The 19,737-nt window shown below is 51.9% G+C and carries 11 protein-coding genes; 7 read left to right on the top strand and 4 right to left on the bottom strand.

The window, feature by feature from the left end:
* Nucleotides 1-419 precede the first annotated feature (419 nt).
* Together FYZ48_RS25600 and FYZ48_RS25595 are read left to right on the top strand one after the other, a co-directional pair.
* On the top strand, nucleotides 420-1,973 hold the full coding sequence (locus FYZ48_RS25600) for a hypothetical protein (protein ID WP_149345372.1): 1,554 nt from the start codon (nucleotides 420-422) through the stop codon (nucleotides 1,971-1,973).
* 212 nt (nucleotides 1,974-2,185) lie between these two features.
* Nucleotides 2,186-3,577 carry a neutral/alkaline non-lysosomal ceramidase N-terminal domain-containing protein gene (locus tag FYZ48_RS25595; RefSeq protein WP_198422277.1) on the top strand — a complete coding sequence of 464 codons (1,392 nt, stop codon included), beginning with the start codon at nucleotides 2,186-2,188 and terminating at the stop codon, nucleotides 3,575-3,577.
* Nucleotides 3,578-3,648: 71 nt separating this feature from the next.
* Here the strand turns inward: FYZ48_RS25595 and FYZ48_RS25590 are convergent, their stop codons facing one another.
* Nucleotides 3,649-5,004 (bottom strand): DUF1501 domain-containing protein, encoded by a 1,356-nt coding sequence (locus tag FYZ48_RS25590; protein WP_149345370.1) that lies wholly within the window; start codon nucleotides 5,002-5,004, stop codon nucleotides 3,649-3,651.
* Between the two features lie 306 nt (nucleotides 5,005-5,310).
* On the opposite strand from FYZ48_RS25590, the gene FYZ48_RS25585 reads away from it, so the two are divergent.
* Both FYZ48_RS25585 and FYZ48_RS25580 read left to right on the top strand, forming a co-directional pair.
* Nucleotides 5,311-8,373 (top strand): PSD1 and planctomycete cytochrome C domain-containing protein, encoded by a 3,063-nt coding sequence (locus tag FYZ48_RS25585; protein ID WP_198422276.1) that lies wholly within the window; start codon nucleotides 5,311-5,313, stop codon nucleotides 8,371-8,373.
* A 4-nt stretch (nucleotides 8,374-8,377) separates the two neighbouring features.
* Nucleotides 8,378-9,838: a DUF1501 domain-containing protein gene (locus FYZ48_RS25580; RefSeq protein WP_149345369.1), complete on the top strand. Its 1,461-nt coding sequence runs from the start codon at nucleotides 8,378-8,380 to the stop codon at nucleotides 9,836-9,838.
* Between the two features lie 60 nt (nucleotides 9,839-9,898).
* Here FYZ48_RS25580 and FYZ48_RS25575 read toward each other — a convergent pair whose 3' ends face one another.
* The 3 genes from FYZ48_RS25575 to FYZ48_RS25565 form a co-directional block, all read right to left on the bottom strand.
* Nucleotides 9,899-11,710, bottom strand: coding sequence for a sialidase family protein (locus FYZ48_RS25575; RefSeq protein WP_149345368.1), 1,812 nt, complete (start codon nucleotides 11,708-11,710; stop codon nucleotides 9,899-9,901).
* Nucleotides 11,711-11,915: 205 nt separating this feature from the next.
* Nucleotides 11,916-16,016 (bottom strand): PVC-type heme-binding CxxCH protein, encoded by a 4,101-nt coding sequence (locus FYZ48_RS25570; protein ID WP_149345367.1) that lies wholly within the window; start codon nucleotides 16,014-16,016, stop codon nucleotides 11,916-11,918.
* Entirely contained in the window at nucleotides 16,016-17,086 is a 1,071-nt protein-coding gene (locus FYZ48_RS25565; protein ID WP_149345366.1) for a LacI family DNA-binding transcriptional regulator, read from the bottom strand. Before FYZ48_RS25565 ends, FYZ48_RS25570 begins: the two co-directional genes overlap by 1 nt.
* Before the next feature lie 604 nt (nucleotides 17,087-17,690).
* Between FYZ48_RS25565 and FYZ48_RS25560 the strand changes: the two genes are divergently transcribed.
* From FYZ48_RS25560 to FYZ48_RS25550, 3 genes are all read left to right on the top strand, one after another.
* Nucleotides 17,691-18,296, top strand: coding sequence for a biliverdin-producing heme oxygenase (locus FYZ48_RS25560; protein WP_187782220.1), 606 nt, complete (start codon nucleotides 17,691-17,693; stop codon nucleotides 18,294-18,296).
* 167 nt (nucleotides 18,297-18,463) lie between these two features.
* Nucleotides 18,464-18,862, top strand: a complete 399-nt coding sequence (locus FYZ48_RS25555; RefSeq protein WP_149345364.1) for a response regulator transcription factor — start codon at nucleotides 18,464-18,466, stop codon at nucleotides 18,860-18,862.
* A 207-nt stretch (nucleotides 18,863-19,069) separates the two neighbouring features.
* Nucleotides 19,070-19,564, top strand: a complete 495-nt coding sequence (locus tag FYZ48_RS25550; protein ID WP_149345363.1) for an anthrone oxygenase family protein — start codon at nucleotides 19,070-19,072, stop codon at nucleotides 19,562-19,564.
* Nucleotides 19,565-19,737 lie beyond the last annotated feature (173 nt).

Genomic DNA, 19,737 nt, shown 5'->3' with positions numbered 1-19,737 from the left:
GCTTCCAAGCTCGATGCGCGCTGAAAATTCACATAATTCATTTTTTTCAGAAAGCTATATCTCTCTGGTTTGCTGGGGGTACGCCTGAAACAAACCGAAACATTTGGGAAGTCTTTGAAACCTTTGCGTAATTGCGTATCGGATTCTGGAAGCGCGCTGACTCCTGGAATCTTTGATCTTAGGGGATTTGAATCAAAGCAGGAGATGCACGGTTTAAGGACAAGAAACTTCGCAGACTAAAACCTGTGGAATGGAGCAATCAGCAGATGTGGCCAGTCTGAAAATCATGAGGGGAAAATTTGCCTGCCTGCCCGTCTTCAAGTAATATAAAGAATATTTTATCTGACTGTTGATTCATTCTTTAACAGGCTTTCATCAGTTTCCTTTAATGTCGGCTTCGTCGTAGAAAGCAAGCAGAAATGTCTAAACTCTTCTCTCTGATGAGTCTGGTCCTGGCTGCAGGACTTGTTTGTGGAACCGGACAGGTAATCGCGGAATCTAAAACTTCGGTCGACCGCATGGCAGGCCCGGTTAATGGCCCCTGGCGGCGGCTATTCCTGGATGCGATGGTCGTCGAAGAATCGCAGGGACTGGAGCGGGTTTTCCACGCTGCCCAAAAACATGAACAGAACCCGGTCCTCATTGCTGATCAGCCCTGGGAAAAAACGGGACGCTACCCGGGCCCCTACCTCTATGGATCGGTGTTGTCGGATCAAGGTAAACTCCGGATGTGGTACCGCTGTTATACCCCCCAGGAAATTTTCTGCTATGCAGAATCGGAGGATGGATTTCATTGGACCAAACCGGAACTGGGACTTTACGAACACAATGGTTCCACCTCAAACAACATTTTCCTGGGGCCCAAATCTGACCTGAGTGTTCCCGCAGACCTCAAAGATCCGCTGTCTCGCTTCCATACAGCCATGGTCTTTAAACAACCGGGAGACGTCCCCGCCGATCAGCGTTACCTGTTATTCGGGTATATGTTGCGGCCCTCCCGGCACAGGGTCGCCTTCTCTGCCGATGGGCTGCGCTGGAACTTTACTCCCGAGACGGCCCGCAAAGGCCTTATTCCGGGAGGTGATGCGACCACTTACGGTTACGATCCCTACTCGCAGCGTTACATCGCCATGCGTAAGACAGGCAGTTCCGGACTGGCCGGACGCCGTGGAGGCCGCGGGCGGGCTGTGGGTATCTCCTGGTCGAAACCAGGTAACGTACAGGACTGGACAACCCCGGTCTCAGGCCCGGTGCTGGTCCCGGATGACCTGGATCCGGATGCAACCCAGTTCTATAACGGCCCTGTGTTTGCTTACCAGGGAATGTATCTCAGTCAGCTCTGGGTTTTTCACGCGCGGTGGTTCAAAGAGGGTCCCTACACGGACCAGAAGATGGCGGAAGCCGAAAAAGGCAGCCCTGTGACGACCGATGTGCAGCTGGCCTGGAGCTGGGATCTCATCAACTGGACACGCACCCCGGAGCGAAAACCATTCATCGCGCTGGGAGATCGTGAACAGAATGAATTTGATTGTGGCTCAATTCACACAGCCGTTGCTCCCGTTGTGGTGGGGGATGAACTGTTTTTTTACTACGGCGGCGCACGCGGCCGATACATAAATCCCCGCCATCATGCCATTGGGCTCGCGAAACTGCGGCTGGATGGTTTCTGCTCTCTGCAGGCAGGAAACAAAGAAGGCTGGTTCATATCACGTCGGGAATCGCTGAAACAACCAGTCGTGACAATCAACGCCAGAACTGGCCCCCGGGGTTCAGTCGTCGCGGAGATCCTGGACCGGCACAACCAGGTACTTCCCGGCTTTTCACGAGAGGAATGCATCCCCTTCTCGGGAGACACTGTAGCTCATGAATTGAAGTGGCAGACTACATCCCTGCCCCCCGGTCTGAAGGAGGGAGACAAGAAAATTCGATTCTTTCTCAAAGATGCTGATCTCTATTCCTACTTACCCCATTAATTCTGAAAAACGCAATGCACGCTTTAGAGAAACCCGATAAATAATGATTCACGGGACTCGCTGTTATCGATGGCGAACTTGAATAATCGATTGGTTCCCTCCGGCATAAAGGCCTTCAAATGATTTTCCGAGCCCTATTCCTGTCACTGTTAATTCCTGTTCTCGCTCATGCCGAAGCAGACCCGCAGAGAGTATTTCGTGCGGGCGCAGCTGTGAGTAACATCACTCCGTTCCTGGGGACAGATCTGATTGGAGGCTTTAATCCCCGAGGTTCGATCCATATCCACGACGACCTTTTTGCACGCTGTCTCGTTCTGGACGACGGTTCGACTCGACTGGCAATCGTCATCATCGACAATGTCAAATTCCCTACGGAAATTCACTTACCAACCAAACAACGGATCCAGCAGACTTCCGGCCTGCCTCCGGAGAACGTCCTGATTGCCGCAACGCACACCCACTCGGCCCCCAGTCTACGCGGGACCAGTTACCTTAAGCTCAATGAACCGCTGGATGAATACCAGCAGTTTGTGATCCACCGGATTGCCGATGGTGTGCAACGCGCCATCAATAACCTGGAACCTGCACGCATCGGCTGGGGAACCGGCGCGTTGCCGCAACACGTTTTCAACCGTCGCTGGCTGTTGAAACAGGGGCAGAGTGTGACCAGTCCATTTGGTGAGGAAGAACGCGTTGCCACAAATCCGGGAGGACTGCTCTCCCAAATTGACAAACCCGCGGGACCGGTCAATCCCGGGGTTTATGTATTATCTGTGCGTTCCCAGGCCGGTCATCCTATTGCATTATTAGCAAACTATTGGCTGCACTATGTGGGCGGTGTTGGAACAGGACATATTTCCGCAGATTATTTCGGGGTCTTTGCCAGGGAACTGAACCGGTTATACGCCGAGCCCGGGCAGGATCCGCCCTTCGTGGGAATTCTGAGTAATGGTGCCAGTGGCGATGTGAATAATAATGATTATGCGCATTACAGTCAGCCGGGACGGAAACGATATGCACACTATGAAAAAATGCAGGAAGTGGCCTCGGACCTGACGCGTGAGGTGCTGCACATCGAAAAAAACATTTCGTATCGCGACTGGGTACCACTGGGTGCTGCAGCACAGACGATGACACTCAAGCGCCGCCGTCCGTCAATGGCTCAGGTCTGGCGCGCCAGAGACTTGATCCAAAACGCATCGCCGCTCGCAGAACAGGATCGAGATCTGTCCCGTCGCATGGTGTTTGCACGCCGTGCACTCGAAGCAGAGCTCTGGCCCGAAACTGCGGAGGCTTACGTCCAGGCACTGCGAATTGGTGATCTGGGTCTGGCAGCTTTGCCATTTGAAACGTTTGTTGAAATCGGTTTCGAGATTCAGGAACAGAGCCCTTTCAAGCAGACTTTTGTTTTCGGTCTGGCGAATGGTGATCTCGGCTATCTGCCGACTCCACGTCAACATGAACTGGGAGGTTACGAGACCTGGCTGACAGTCTCTCATGCCGAAGTCGGCGCCTCTCCCAAACTGGTCAAGAAGCTGACAGCACTGCTGGGCCGACTGCATAAGGAACCTCACATTCCCACCCCCACAGCGAATGGCCAATGATCCTATTCCCCGGTAGAGGCCCCCTCACTGAATTCAGACCAGGCTGTTCACGATACGCAGTCAAAGGCAACTTAAACCAACTCTTGAATCGGCTGAGCGGGGTCGACCAGATAGGTTGGACGTCCTGATAGATCCGTGACGGTAGCGGTATTCACGTCAATCCCCAGGTTATGATACAACGTGGCAAATACTTCATTAAAACCAACGGGACGATCTTCGACATGTTCTGCGAAACGATTCGTCGAACCGATTATCTGGCCGGTTTTCATCCCTCCGCCTGCCAGCATGGCACATGAAACTTTCGGCCAATGGTCACGTCCGACCTTGGGACTGATTCGGGGGGTACGGCCAAATTCTCCCCAGACGACGACAGATACATCTTTATCCATCCCCCGATTGCGGAGATCCTCCAGTAACGCGGTCAATCCCTGGTCGAGCATCGGAAAATGTTCTTCCTCATGCTCGAAAATGGTTCCATGAGGTTTACCGTGCCAGTCCCAGCGTCCATAAGCCAGAGTGACGCAACGCACTCCTGCTTCGACCAGACGTCGCGCCATGAGAAAATAATCATTCAATAAGGGACCGGCATCCCCATAGCCGGCAGGTTTGGTAGAACCTCTCCCATAACGATCGCGTAACCTGGGATCTTCTTGAGCAAGGTCCAGTGCCTGCGCCAGTCTGCTGGATGTGAGAATTCCAAATGCCTGTTTAGTATAGGCATCAATCCCCTGCATCTCTTCGATCACTTCCGCCTGGCGACGCATGCGATCGAGTGAAGCTAACAATGATTTTCGGTCATCCAGACGTTCCGCATTCACACCATTGAGCACCATGTCAGCCTTTCCCTCTGCAGTTGGCTTGAATGGGGCATGCGCAACTCCCAGAAAACCGGGCTGCCCTGCATCAGACCAGGGTGAATGACGCATTTTCGGTGAGAGACCGATAAAAGCCGGCACGGCGGGATCAGCCGGTCCCTGCAATTTAGAAATTGTCGATCCCAGAGAGGGCCAGCCTCCCTGTGGCTGGCGATTCGACTTTCTGCCCGTCATACACTGGAATGCTGCATGTCGCCCTTCGGCACCTACAATTGATCTGATGAATGCAAACTGATCAGCCATGCGTGATAAACGAGGCATTAATTCGCAAACCTCGATGCCGGGCACGTTGGTCGCAATGGGCTCCCGAGGTCCCCGGATTTCTGCCGGGGCTTCCGGTTTTAGATCAATCCAATCCTGATGGGGTGGGCCTCCTGACAGGAACACCATGATGACTGATTTGTGGGAATCCTGTTTTCCGGAAAGGTCCTGTGCCCTCAATATTTGTGGCAGAGACAGGCCCCCCATTCCCAGAGCACCAATCTGCAGAAAATTCCGCCGCGAAACGCCATCACAAAAACGATGCTGATTACCACTGGCAATAGTTAACATAGAGTCTTCTCGCAGTAAGTAAAGAAAGCCGGGGGCGATACTTTAACGGGAATATTCTCAACTGGTCTGGGTTGATGTTAATCGAGACCTGCGAACATTTCAACACATTTTGATATGTCCATCAGGCAGGCGACATGTGTGGTTATGCTCTGAAGTGATCAGAGTGATTGAAATTCAGACGCTCAGTAGAAGCAATTAACTTTCTCTACCATCTGCAGTATCCCCCTGATATATTGCATAAAGGAAATTTTATTTCTCTATATATCGCCAGCTGTGTTTTTGAGTATCGCTCAAAGGATCTGTCTCGTGAACGCAATCAAGATGGTTCTGATCTTCTTTTCGGCATCCTTATTGACTTGCGTTGCCCAGGCGGAAGATGCAGTCGAGTTTAACCGTGACGTCCTCCCGATTCTCTCGAACCATTGCTTTACCTGCCACGGCCCTGATTCGGCAACACGGGCAGCAGGTCTGCGTTTGGATCGGCGAGAGTCGGCCATCGGCAGCGCGGACTCCGGCCGCAACGCGATCATCCCCGGCAAAGCGGATGCCAGCGAGCTCATCCAGCGGATCACTGCAAAGAATGAAGGTGACCGCATGCCACCAGTGGATGGACCGAAACCGCTGAATGCAAAACAGATCGCAATCCTCAAAACCTGGATTGACCAGGGAGCTGAATACGAGGCCCACTGGACCTTCAAAGCACCATTACAGCCCAAGATCCCCCAGACCCGTGATACCACCTGGCCGAAAAACAAGATCGATTCTTTTGTACTGGCCCGCCTGGAACGCGAAGGATTACAACCGGCCCGGACAGCCAGCCGCGAAACATTAATTCGACGCGTGGCCTTTGATCTGACCGGCCTGCCACCCACGTTGCAGGAAATCGACGCGTTCCTTGCCGATCGTTCTGCTGACGCCTATGCGAAAATGGTCGATCGCTATCTCGCCTCCCCTGCCTACGGCGAACACATGGCAAGGCATTGGCTCGATCTGGCCCGTTATGCCGACAGCAACGGCTACCAGTATGATACGGAACGCGAACAATGGATCTGGCGCGACTGGGTCATTAATGCCTATAACGAAAATAAACCGTTTGATGAATTTACGATTGAACAACTCGCGGGTGACTTATTACCCGACGCTACGGATCAGCAACGCCTGGCAACCGGTTTTAATCGAAACCATTCAATCACCATCGAAGGTGGCATCATTGATGAAGAATATCGTACCGAATACGTGATGGATCGACTGGTGACCACCGGCGAAGTCTGGCTGGCACTGACCATTGGCTGCGCCCGGTGTCACGACCATAAATTTGACCCCATCTCGCAGAAAGAGTTCTATCAACTATACGCTTTCTTTAATCAGGTCCCCGAACGAGGCATGCGCGGCTTCGACCCCAAACAACGCATCCCTTCTCCACTGTCAAGAGAGGAACAGCAGAAATTTGCAGCCCGACTGGCACACCTGCAGGCGGAGTTGAAGAAACCACTCGACATCGATCAGCATTTGAATCGCTGGACGCAACAGATCTCAGCACAGCCTGAACATGGCTGGACCGTGCTGGAGCCTTTGACCATGGAATCGTCCGGCGGAACCACACTCACCCGCCTTCCCGATAAATCGATTCTGGCCAGCGGCGCCAATCCCCGACACGACGTCTATGAAATCACTGCTCAAACGAATGCGACCAGTCTCACTGCAATCCGGTTGGAAGCACTCACGCATGAGTCACTGCCCGGCGGGGGACCGGGACGGCACAGTAACTCCAACTTTGTCCTGAGCGAACTGGAACTGACAGCGGTTTCCATCAAGGATCCCTCACAAAAACGAGTCGTCAAGTTCAGCAAAGCCATTGCCGACTACTCGCAGAATCAATACGAAATTGCACACGTCATTGACGGCAGTGTCTCCGGCAACAACGGCTGGGCCGTAGATGGTCCGTCCCGCAAACTGCCTGCAACGGCCATACTGATCGCTGAGTCTCCGTTCGGATTTGCAGGAGGTACCGAGTTACAGTTCCGTCTGCGGCACGAAGCCAACTTTGCCACTCATGGAGTAGGACGCCCCCGCTTATCCATCACCAGCGATGCCCCCGGGAACCTGCAGTTCCATGGGATTCCCGCTGACGTTCGTCAGATCGCAGCCAAACCACAACAGAAGCGTACAGAGAGCGAACAAAAAATACTGCGGGAGTATTTCCTGTCCCATCACAATCCCAGACAGAAATGGGAACAACGAATCGCCGAACTCAAAAAGCAGCAGCAGGCAGCGATCCCGGAAACGATGATCATGCAGGACCTGGCTCAGCCGCGGGCAACTTACCTGCTCAATCGGGGACAGTATAATGAGCCCCGCGAGCAGGTCAGCCCTGATGTCCCGGCGATTTTTCCCTCTCTGCCAGAAACAGCCCCCCGCAATCGCCTGGGATTCGCCAGGTGGCTTGTAAACCCGGACCATCCCCTGACCGCGCGTGTAGCCGTGAATCGTTACTGGCAACGAGTCTTTGGACTGGGACTGGTCAAAACGGCAGAAGATTTTGGCGTGCAGGGAGAATTTCCGAGTCACCCCGCGTTACTGGACTGGCTGGCCCTGGAATTCATTCGCAGTGGCTGGGATATCAAGCAGATGCAGCGGTTGATTTTGAATTCAGCGACCTATCAGCAAACGTCACACGTCGGCCCTGATTTGTATACACGGGACCCCGAAAATCGACTGCTGGCCCGCGGCCCACGCATGCGGCTGGCAGCTGAGGAGATTCGAGATGCCACGTTACAGGCCAGCGGCTTACTCGTCGAACAGGTCGGTGGAAAAAGCGTCTATCCCTATCAACCCGCAGGACTCTGGCTGGAATTAAATAACCGCCCGAATTATTCCAAAGAATATCCACAGGCAACAGGCGAAGACCTTTACCGACGCAGCCTTTATACGTTCTGGAAACGAACCGTCCCGTCTCCCATGCTCAAAACACTCGATGCACCGGGACGGGAATTTTGCACCATTCGCCGCTCTCGAACCAATACGCCGTTACAGGCATTGCTCCTGTTGAACGGTCCACAGTTCGTCGAAGCGGCTCGAAAACTGGCCGAACGGATGTTGTCTGAAGGGGGACAGACCGTTGACCAGCAGATTCAATATGGTTTCCGCCTGGTCACTTCGCGACACCCGACTGCCGCTGAACTGGCCCTCTTCCGCTCAGCTTATGAAGCTGACCTGAAGTTCTACGCCAGCAATCAGCCAGCGGCACAACGTTTACTACAGGTTGGTGATTCCCCCTCGAACTCCAGCTTGAACCCGACAGAACTGGCAGCTTGTACGAATCTGGCACGCTTGTTCCTGAATCTGGATGAAACCATTACGAAAGAATAACACGATGCGCTCCCCCTTGACTGAGTTCCAACTGCAGGAAAACCGGCGGCAGTTTTTCGGACGCGCCAGTACCGGCATCGGCATAGCTGCCCTTTCATCGTTACTCAACCGAGAACTGCATTCCAGCGAGACAACCAGCGGTTCTGCACGGATTGACGGTCTCCCGGGGATCCCCCATTTCGCTCCTAAAGCCAAGCGAGTAATCTATCTGCTCCAGTCAGGGGCACCTTCGCAAGTCGACTTGCTCGATCACAAACCGTCCCTCGAAAAACTGCATCTGACCGAACTGCCTGACAGTGTTCGCAAAGGACAGCGACTGACGGGCATGACAGCCGGCCAGAAAAAGTTCCCTGTCGTCAAATCGCCTTGGAAATTCCAGCAGCACGGGAAGTCAGGTACATGGATCAGTGAGCTGTTACCGCATATGGGAAAAGTCGCCGATGATATTTGCGTGATTAACTCCATGCATACAGAGGCAATCAACCATGATCCTGCCATCACCTTCTTTCAATCAGGACATCAGCAACCGGGGCGACCAAGTATCGGCGCCTGGCTCAGTTATGGACTGGGAAGCGAAACAGAAAACCTGCCCTCATTTGTCGTGCTGCTCAGCAAGAACTCGTTTCACCAGGCCCAACCGCTTTATGACCGGTTGTGGGGCAGCGGCTTTTTATCCTCGAAATACCAGGGGGTCAAATTTCGCAGCCAGGGTGACCCGGTACTCTACCTGAGTGATCCGGCCGGCAGCAGTGATTCACAAAGACGCGTGTTGCTGGATCGACTGGCAAAACTCAATCAGTTCCGCGCTGAGGAAATCGGTGACCCGGAAATTAATACACGCATTGCCCAATATGAAATGGCATATCGCATGCAGACCTCGGTTCCTGAACTGGCCGATATCTCGGATGAGTCCGCCAGTACGCTCGAACTGTATGGTGACGATGTCAAAGAGCCGGGAACGCATGCGGCGAACTGTCTTCTCGCGCGGAGACTGGCCGAACGCGGCGTTCGCTTCATTCAGGTGTTTCACCGCGGCTGGGATCACCATAGCAATGTCCAGAAGCACTTACCGACCCTGACCAGGCAAACCGACCAGGGGTCAGCTGCGCTGATTGCGGATTTAAAACAGCGCGGGATGCTGGATGAGACACTGGTAATCTGGGGTGGCGAATTTGGTCGGACAGTCTATTCGCAAGGGAATTCCCAATCGTTCGGTCGGGATCATCACCCGCGCTGCTTTTCGATCTGGATGGCCGGCGGAGGGATTAAACCTGGAATCACTTACGGGCAAACCGACGATTACTGCTATAACATCACCGAGAACCCGGTGCATGTACATGACTTCCACGCCACCATCCTGCATTGCCTGGGCATCCACCACGAACAGCTGACCTATCGTTTCCAGGGACGCGATTATCGTCTGACGGACGTGCACGGAAATGTCATCCACGACATCCTTACATGACAACCAGAGTCACACCCAGCTCACTTCTATCCGGCAGATTCTCCACGCGCACAACAGGCTCTACTGTTGATCCCAACCAGGAACCACCTGTTTCACATATCGCTGCTCGTGTGCCATTTGTTCCTGCACACTGCAGGCAGGTGCAATTGGATCTGTGACAGTCACTTCGACCTGTTCCACCAGTAAACCCTCCAGGTCGGGCTGCTCTGCGGTCGACCTGAAGCGAACGTACGACAAACCGTTCAATGTAGGATGTCGCAGTGGCAGTTCGATGGGCTTTCTGTCATCAACTTTTAAGGAGCAGGTCCGGGCGGAAAGATCCCACTCAAAACTTAGATTAATCCACTCATCCGGCATCAAATCCAGGTTACTCAACTCGACTCGAAACACGGCCAGTTCTTCACCGAGGTCATTTGACGGATCAAACATACGATCATTCAAAGCAATCATTGATCCTTTGGAACCGGTACGCAGTTTGATACGGGTCTGCAATGTGCCTTTCCAGCCGTTTGGAAAGTTCCAGGTCGCACCGTCTGCAGGGAGATCAGGCTGTTTACGAACATGCAGACAGTTTCTGGTTTTGCTATCCGGGTGCTCAATCAGCACCGCCCCGGGCGCGCGTGCCCGCCACCAGCGTTTAGCAGGACCATGCTGAGTATAGGTCGACCACTGTTTTAAACCTTCTGAAAAATCGGTACGCGCCCGGGTATCTACGATCCAGGCGGGATCAATCAGAATGGGATTACGTCCCCCTTTTCCCTGACCTGCTAAAACCACGAGCCGACCATCAGTCGTATAGGCGGCAAGTGGATAAGCGGTACCACGATCCCCATTTTTTGCTGGATTATCATTCCGCCGATGATCCAGATAAATCTCCCGAAATCCGCGCCAGGTCTTGCCTTCATCCTTGGACACCGCGATGTGCAGCGCATCACGACCTCCATACACGCCTGCTCCATCAGCCCGCGGTGGCATCTCGCAATTATTCCAGCAGACCACCAGCCATCCGTTTCGATGACGCATGATATTTGGTGGTCCGGTGGAGGTATTGAATCGGCTTGCCCGGGCTGGTGTCCAGCTGGTGCCGCTGTCGGAAGAAAACGATTCGTAAAGAAAGCCCGCCGTCGTGCGCATCAGCATCCAGATTCTACCATCAGAGAGTTCTTCCAAAGCAGGCTCGCAAGCCCCCTCGTTCGATCCGTTAAACCCCGCATAACAGGGCGCAGTCAGCTTACTCTTGCTCAACTTCCAGCTGTCACCTCCATCATCAGAATACTGGATCACCGTCTCGTGCCGTCCCGTTGGAGGCACTGCCTTTGCATGAGGAATCAGACTCCCATGCGGAACAACCAATCGGCCATTCCCGAGTTCCTGATACTCCATCAGAGACCCGTTGTAACCCCGCCAGGTCAAAAGTGGTTGCTTTATGCCTGCAGGCCCGGCGCGATGGATCCAGGTATTCAGGTAACGCGGGAGTCCCACTTTTTTCGCGGTTTCCCTGTCCAGTCCCTCTTGCTGCACGCGAATACTTTTCACCTGAACATCCCGCGACAGAACGACCTGCGTGTTATTGAGCACACCGCTGTTAATGATTGTCTCACTCGACAGGACTTCCTGGGGCAAGTGAGGTAAAAGTATGTGCTGTTTTCCCTGGATATCTGGTAGTGAAAGTGGTCCTTCTTCCGGAGAGTAACGATCATAAAATGCGAAACTACCGTCTGGCAGACGCATGATGGCAAATGCCGTTCTCGCTCCTCCGGCCGCCCCGGAATCGTGTACACCTTCTTCCTGGAGGAGCATGACCGGCGATTCTGCAGCTGGAGTATGATTGATCAGAGCAAGCAGCAGCAGTAAACAAACGCGGAAAGTCATCTGGAATTCTCCTTCAGTAAAGAGGATCAGTGCGATGAATCAACTCTCGTCTACATCAATCTGTTGCAGAGTCCTGGTCAAAGAGCCATAACGACTCCGCAGGAATTTGACCAGCATCCAAAAGATAAGATTAAGCATGCTGATTTGACATCCCACGGTTTTATTTTCTGAAGTCCGCTCGGTGCCTTAATGTTGTATTTCTGTTTTACTTGAAGGATTGCAGTAGCAGTTTTACTGCTTGACCATGGTCCAGAGGCTGCCCCGCAGGTCGATCGTGAATCAGGATCGCGTAGGACAGTCGAAATGTTTCTCCTCGCTTAATCGAGGTCTTCACATAAGGTTCGCGGCGTTCCCGGGGCTGCTTCTGAAAGGGATTGAAGACGACCACACCGTAGTCACGGGCATGCAACCACGATGGCCGGGGGTTACCAGGGTCGGGTAGTACCATCACTCCGACCTCGCGTCCCTGCACCATCCCCACATAATCAAACCACCGAGCCTCCTTTCCCCAGACCTGTGCCCCATTCCGTTCACCCCGATCATTAAGAATTGTGCCACTCCCGCCCTGCACTCGTAAGGGAGAGGCGACGCGAACAGCCAGCCCTGATTCTTCCTGGTCACCAAAATAGAAATCATGCTTATCAGATTGATACTCGGCATCAATTCTCAGGATCAATCCGTCAGGAGTTCGTTCAAAACGATAACGTGTGATCTCGTTACATACGACATCCTGCCTGTCCTCGCTCAGAAACAGATTACTCACTGCAAAGCTGCCGGTGCCCCTGCTTCCTGCGGGAGGTTCGACATACCCATTAAATTGAACCTGAGCCTGCAGGCGCCAGTAATCATTGCCATTCACATCACCAAAACCAATCCACAGTCCCGGGTGCATGACCGGATGAATGATTCCATCTTCCGCCTGGTAACCGGGGTCAATGTCTTCAGGCCTGCGCGGTGGAAAATTACGCGTAACCTGAATACCCCCCGGCGTCCTAAGGTTTACAAGTGCTCGACGCGTCAACCGCGGATGCTGCTTGAGATAGGTCGCGATCTGCTGTGATTTGAAAAATATCTCAATCCGGTCGTTGTGTTCTCGAAATGAAAATCCCTCACGATCGCCAACCTTTCTCTGCGTCAACAGCCAGGCCACAATGTCAGCAATCTGCTGAGCATTCAACATCTTACCGAACCCATTCGGCATCGGTGAAACCCTGGTTCCGATCCGTTCTTCAATTTCAGCAACAGCAATCGTTTGAATGACACCATCCGTGCCAACCAGTTTCAGAGACTGTTGGGTTTCCTCCAGGACGGCCCCCGAAATCACCCTGCCCTCTACGGTCACAATCTGTTGCAGGGCGAATCCTTCAGTAATGACCTTACTCGGTTCGAGGATGGATTCAATCAGCACGCCTGGTTCCCGGGCGCGGCTACCGATGTCGGACAGATCGGGGGCGAGCACACCGCCGATTCCCTCCATCCGGTGACATTTGAAACACCCGGCCCCCTGGGGATGCAGGAACAGCTCCCGTCCCCGTTCTGGATCTGCGGTTTGCATCTGGGAGAGCACCCGGTCGCTCGTCGCTGCCTGCGATTTTTCTGCAGGCGATAAAATCTGACGCTGGAAAATGACGAGATAGTTCCCGCGACCAGAATCGGTCTTCGGTTGATTCGTGTTTCCGCCGAGCACAACCCGACCTGCCGGAAAATGTTTGCGATACAATCGAAAAACAGGATCCGTCGTTGTCAGTTTCAGGCCCGTATCTTCAAATCCTCCCGGCTGTCCGATCTTCATCCATTCCAGCTCATCGGGGTTTCGCAGATCGGTTCCCACGATGAGATCGCAGTCTTCGGTTGTGACCAGCGATAGCCATTCTGCTCCCGTTGAGCGATCGTCTCCATTGGCAGTTCTCAGAAACGGTAATCCGTCCAGTTCATCAGGGACCTGAGTGATATAGTAATTCCGATCCGTATAATGCCGCTTACCGACATCAAGGCCAGTCCAGTCCAGCTCATAATAACGACCGCTGGGAGTCTGAACCTCAGAGACGAATTCACGGTGCCGATAGGCGGGTACGTGTCGAATCTCATATTCAGCAGTCACAGCCTGGCTACTGCCATTATTTCCCTGATTGACGGCCACGCGCAGCTGGCTCGTGTGGTCTATGGAGATCGGCCCCTTCACGCGTTGCGATGTATGAGTTGGCAGCGATCCATCGAGGGTGTAGGTGAGGAATGCTCCTGCAATCGTGGATTGGGCTTTCACTTTGACGGCTCGGGAATACTCTCCGGGAGGTGGATCGAATTGCACCAGCGGAGACGCCTGTCCCGTCTTTTCCAGCCAGTCGTTAACCAGTTTGACAATGCGAGAATCCTCATCATTTCGGAACGCGAGTGCTGCAGCGCCGTTGATGGAGCCATCGTGAAACAATCCCAACAATGTTGCGAGTCGAACCCCCGCGCGAGGATCCTCCAGCCACTTTGTTCGCTCCTGCAGGGACGCCAGTCCGCGGAGTGTATTCCAGGTTGAGAAAAAGACGACCCGATCTGTTTCATCAGCAGCCACCTGCAGTAAATCATGAATCCACTGTTTCTGTTCGGCCTGCCAGATCGCCTGTACTGCTGCATGTCGCAGCCTTGCATCTTCGCTGGTCAACAAGGGAAGCACCGCATCAGGCAGAGTTGTACATTGTTCAAACTGTCGAATGCGATGGGTCAGGATACGCAAGGCCTGAATCCGGGCATTGCGGGTCGCTTCCGAATCAGCAAGAATTCCTGACAGATATTGATCGATACTGACTTCAGCTGTACTAGCTCCGAGAGTCCACAGTGCCCAGGTCTGACTGGCAGTGCTCAGCTCTCCCTGGTTCAACCTGGAGAATAAATATTTCTGAGCAGGCTCACCTCGTCTGAGCAGTTCAGTTTGTGCATTCACGCGCCAGGCGGGAACGTCACTGGCCAGGTCCTGAAACAATTGATCGAGTGTCCATAGTCCCTGTGGTTTACGGCGCAGGTCGTGTTGCCAGTCTTTGAGAGGATTGCCGGAATAGCGAATGCGATAGACACGCCCTGCATCCACCTGTTGACCATCTTTAATCGTAGCGCCGTAAGCATGTCCCCAGCTCAGAATGTATATCGCTCCATCAGGGCCGACTTCGATATCAGTCGGCTCAAACATCCGGCCGGAACTCGCTGGTAAAGACCGGCCTCCCTCTGCATGCGCAAAGACCGGCGGAAAGTCTCCCTCGCACTTCATCAGTGCTCCATCCCACCGCGGGCGGAATGTATACACTTCCCGACGCATCCAGTCATTGATGAAGAAGACCCCCTGATACTCTGCGGGAAACTGGTCCGCATGATAATGAATCACACCGGCCCCTGATCCTTCAAAGAGTGGAGCACTGGCAGGGACCGTAGGCAGATGCCCTGCTCCTGTCCAGTGGAAACTCCAGGGGTGCCCCCACCCCAGGTGCGCTCCATAGAACGGCGCAAAGATCTTATCTCCCTGCGTCTGATCATTGTCGGTTCCCAGCCAGTGAAAACCATCATCAAAGGTAATATCCCAGGGGTTGCGGAATCCTCGGGAAACGATTTCCAGGCCTATGCCGGACGGTTTCCCATCCTGGTAGGGATCACAACGCAGAATTCCCCCCTGTTGTCCCCAGTCATCCTGAGGTGTGTGATATTGGCGTCGATAGGTCTGTTTTGTAAAATACTCGACTGGTGTGTAGTCTGGAGCCCCCTCTGGAGAAGGCAGTCCCCAGAGTTCCCGAAACACTTTTGGAGCAAGCTGATCCAGCCGGTTATAACCTTTCGAATTCCCCTTCGACATATACAATTTACGATCAGGACCGAAGTTTAATCCATGCAGTGAGTGTTCCAGATTTCCCAGACCAGTATAGACGCGAATATATACGTCAGCTTCATCGTCGTTATCAGTATCACGAACAACAGTCAGGTCAGGCGCATTGGCCACCCAGAGATCATCACCATGCCAGGCCAGCCCCTGGATGGAATTAAACCCTTCAGCAAATGTCTTGCGCTGGTCACTGATCCCGTCGCCATTAGTATCAGTAAGAATATCGACGCGATCACCGGGAGTGTCAGGTGTGGGACCGCGCCACTGAGGTCCCTGGGCGACACAGATTCTCCCCCAGCGGTCAAATGCCAGCACACACGGATTACTGACCAGCGGCTCCCGGGCTACAACATCGACCACGAAGCCTTCAGGAACAATCGGTAAATCATCGCCGGCCAGCAACTCGATTCTTATGGATAACAGCAATAACAGAATCAGGCGAAAGTTCATTATTTTTTCCTCCTCAAGTCAGCAACTGACATCCCCTCCACCAAGCGTGGTTGTACAGAGACCGTGATGGAGGGAGAGCTGGGATGTTGAAGTCTCCAGATCAATTGCTCAACTGCTTGTTGGCCGATTTGCTCGGCACAAATATCAACAGTGGTGACTTCCGGATATAGTCCCTGCAGCAAAGGCAATTCGTTATTACAAGAAATCAAGCTGAGATCTTTACCGATCCGAAGACCGCGCCGGCTACAGCAACGGTATACCAGTGCCGCAATACTGTCTGCCGGGCAGAAGAGAGCCGTCGGTTTACTCCTTTGTTTCAATACTTTATCTAACAGGTGTTCGACCTGATTGGTGTCATTAACAGTCTGCAGTGGCAGTGACCAATGCGATTTCTTCCCTGCGACTCTCTCGACTTTGCCACCGTGTTGAGCGATATGCCATGTGAAACTGGCGCTGCGTTGACCCAGTGTGACGTGATCCGGCTTGGGGTCTAAAAGAGCAACACGTCTATGGCCCCGGGAAATGAGGTACTCGGCAGCCAGACGGCCTACTTCGACATCATTCGATTCCACAACATCCCCCCAGTCAATGCCACGGGGACGACCAAGAAACCAGACCGTGGGAAGCTGTCGTAGGCGAGCGATGAGAGTTTTATCCGCCTTTTCAAGCATATTTCCCTGCAGCGCAGCCTTGACCAGCAGGCCATGCAGCTTTTGTGAGGCGAGGGTATCAGGCAACTTGTCCAGATAAGGCAAGTCCCATAAAAGCACATTAGCGCCAGCCCGGGAAAGCGACGACTCAACACCATGTATGCCACTGGCCACCGAAGGGAGATTTGCCAGCGACCGGTCCATTCCCAGCAGAAGAACAGCGATTTGCTGTCGCAATAACTCCCGTCCTTCCGCCACCGATTTTCGCTTGCGTAAAGGTGAGTACCCCAGTTCTTGTACAGCGTCCCTAACACGTTGCGCTGTCTCGGCAGATACATTGGGCTCACCGCTGAGCACTCGACTGACCGTCCCCACGGAAACAGCTGCTAACCTCGCGACATCCTTGACTGTTGCTGACATCGATTAATCCAGCTTCACAAAAAGTCATTTCAAACAAATTTATTTCATTGAAATAAGACTATATTCACATGAAACATATTGCAAGCGAAGCAGTGAACCGGGGAATTAATTCAAGGCCTAATGCACTTGAATATTTTATTCAGCCCTGATGTTAGTTCCAGGAGACCTCAATGAATTTGACTGAGCAGATGGATAAAGCAGGCAGTCATCACTGATTCATTTTACGATGATTTCTTTGTGCATCAGTCTCCAAGCGCAATACCTCTCGATCAATCGCTGCCATCCCATCGCGTAAATTCCGTATCAGAGAGCGACCATTCTCTTGGAGAAATCGGACAGTACAACCCTCCCGACAACGCACACAGTTTCAGATGGTTCACAAACATATCCATCTATTCTGATGAGAAATCTGTAAAAATGATTGACTTCCATTAGTAAATAATATTGGGCTGCCTACAACTACCATTGAGTGTGGTTTTTATAGAAATGGAATCACCCGAGAGGGTTCAAATGCAAATCACCTCCAGTATCCCAGTTGGTGATTGAAAAAGTTTTTGCGTTTCATTTATCCAAATTGACTGAACTCATATTGAAACTCTTAGACATGCAAGATTTCGCAACGGAGATCCGGGAAGCGGTTCAAGAATTGCATCAGCAGATCGAATCTACTTATCTCGCATTTCGTATGATGCATGGAATCATTTCGAAGCCAGAATATTCCTGGATTCTAGCACAGCTATACTATTTGCATCGTTTTCTGGAGCCAACCTGGCAAGCAGACAGTACCCTGACTGGACTCTTCGACTTAAATAAATATTCTCGACTGCAAACCATTCAGGCTGATTTGAACCTGCTTGTGAATGGCGACATGCCTCCCGTTGATCCCAAAACTCAAAAGCTACTCCAGCAAACATCAGCCATGTATCAGGAAAATATACACTCGCTGATTGGTGTTTTGTATGTCCTGGAAGGATCGAGGCTGGGCTCAGTGTATTTAACCGAGCCTCTGATGAATGCTTTATCGCTTCAGGACACAACAGGGGCCGGTTTTTTTCTCTGTACCCCAGAGCCATGGTACAAAGACTGGTACCGCTTCAAGGAGAGCATCAATCAGATTGATGATCTGCCCCAGCAGTTTGAAGGCATCAAGTATGCCGCAGTCAAAACATTTGAAGGAATGATAGAGCTGTACCAGACAAAACCAGCTTGAAACGATCTATATCACCCTACTCTGCCGTTAAAAAATGATTTTACTTAAAGATTCACCCCGTCAGTTCATGCCCCCCAGTGCTCCGCGGTATGACATGTTTTGTGTACTACTTTCAGCCTGTGAAAAGATAGTCTCGCCAGCTGGAATTTATTGCTGATCGCTGACCGATGAATTTTTCAAGAAAAAACAAGGTCTACATCATCGATGACGACAAAGATGTTGCCCAGTCTACTGTCATTCTGCTCCAGGCTCAGGGCTTGCAAACTGAGTTATTTCACTCAGTGGAGGACTTTCTCACAGAAACTGATCCCACAATATCAGGTTGTGTGGTCTCTGATTATGCGCTGGAAGGAAACTGGAATGGCATTGACCTGCTGCGGAAGATACAGGATCTGGGATACAGGATCCCATTCATTCTCGCATCCGGCTCTCTGAACCACAGTTCCCGGTTAACTGCGGAAAAGTCTGGTGCCTTTGCAATTATTGAAAAACCTTATCCTTCAGAAAATTTATGTGAAACGATCTATGCCGCACTGAAACATAATGATCGCCTATTCCCGAATTGATTATCGCTTGCGGGTTTTATGCATTCACAATTTGTGAATCAGACTCAACCTGCATCGAATCGTTAGATGTTGTCTTCTCAAGGTACGATCAGATTATCAGCTTACGATTCGCCTTTAAAAACACTCGCAAATCTCTACATGGATAAAGTCTACATGAGTCGGTAACAATTTTTTTGTCACAAAATCAATTTACAAGAATCGCAATCTATGGATTTCTTAGAAATGGCGTTGGTCGCAGCTACTTTGCTGTGCTCTTTAGTTGCTGGTTTTCTCTTCGCATTTGCCGTTGTCGTTATGCCGGGTATCAGCAGTCTGAGCGACCAGGATTTCATATGTGCCTTCCGAGTCATGGATCGCGTGATTCAGAACAATCAACCACTTTTTATGCTGGTCTGGATTGGTTCGATGATCACGCTGATTATATTTACAGTTTTAGGCATTTCAGAATTACCCCGTGCTCAGCAGGTAATCCTGGCAATTGCCACGTCACTGTATCTTCTGGCTGTGCAGTTACCAACTCTGACAAAAAATATTCCATTGAACAATAAACTGCAATCACTCAGTGTAGAGGAAATGGGAGCAGAGGAATTCAGCGCTGCCCGCGATGAATTTGAAAATCGATGGAAGTATTGGAATGCGATCCGGACAGTTTCCGCTATCGTGACATCGTTGATGCTCATAATCCTGTTATCTCTGCAGTGATAACAAATTCAAGCATTTTAACTGATCCGGCTACATTTCCCTGAATTTTAGCGACCACATACAGTAAGTTCAGGTTGCTTTTTACAGTTCACTTCTGTCATGACTGCTTGAAGTGTATATGATGCCTTGGCCAAAGAACCTGCCGTGCTGTTTGTCATGACAATCCAGACATT

This window comes from Gimesia chilikensis, assembly GCF_008329715.1.
In the GTDB taxonomy this organism is placed as follows: domain Bacteria; phylum Planctomycetota; class Planctomycetia; order Planctomycetales; family Planctomycetaceae; genus Gimesia; species Gimesia chilikensis.
This window is presented reverse-complemented; position numbering and strand designations above follow the sequence as displayed.

Coding starts and splice junctions, on each gene's coding strand:
- FYZ48_RS25550 (WP_149345363.1), top strand. CDS start 19,070: ATGGATTTCTTAGAAATGGCGTTGGTCGCAGCTACTTTGCTGTGCTCT.
- FYZ48_RS25570 (WP_149345367.1), bottom strand. CDS start 16,016: ATGAACTTTCGCCTGATTCTGTTATTGCTGTTATCCATAAGAATCGAG.
- FYZ48_RS25580 (WP_149345369.1), top strand. CDS start 8,378: ATGCGCTCCCCCTTGACTGAGTTCCAACTGCAGGAAAACCGGCGGCAG.
- FYZ48_RS25575 (WP_149345368.1), bottom strand. CDS start 11,710: ATGACTTTCCGCGTTTGTTTACTGCTGCTGCTTGCTCTGATCAATCAT.
- FYZ48_RS25560 (WP_187782220.1), top strand. CDS start 17,691: ATGCAAGATTTCGCAACGGAGATCCGGGAAGCGGTTCAAGAATTGCAT.
- FYZ48_RS25555 (WP_149345364.1), top strand. CDS start 18,464: ATGAATTTTTCAAGAAAAAACAAGGTCTACATCATCGATGACGACAAA.
- FYZ48_RS25590 (WP_149345370.1), bottom strand. CDS start 5,004: ATGTTAACTATTGCCAGTGGTAATCAGCATCGTTTTTGTGATGGCGTT.
- FYZ48_RS25565 (WP_149345366.1), bottom strand. CDS start 17,086: ATGTCAGCAACAGTCAAGGATGTCGCGAGGTTAGCAGCTGTTTCCGTG.
- FYZ48_RS25600 (WP_149345372.1), top strand. CDS start 420: ATGTCTAAACTCTTCTCTCTGATGAGTCTGGTCCTGGCTGCAGGACTT.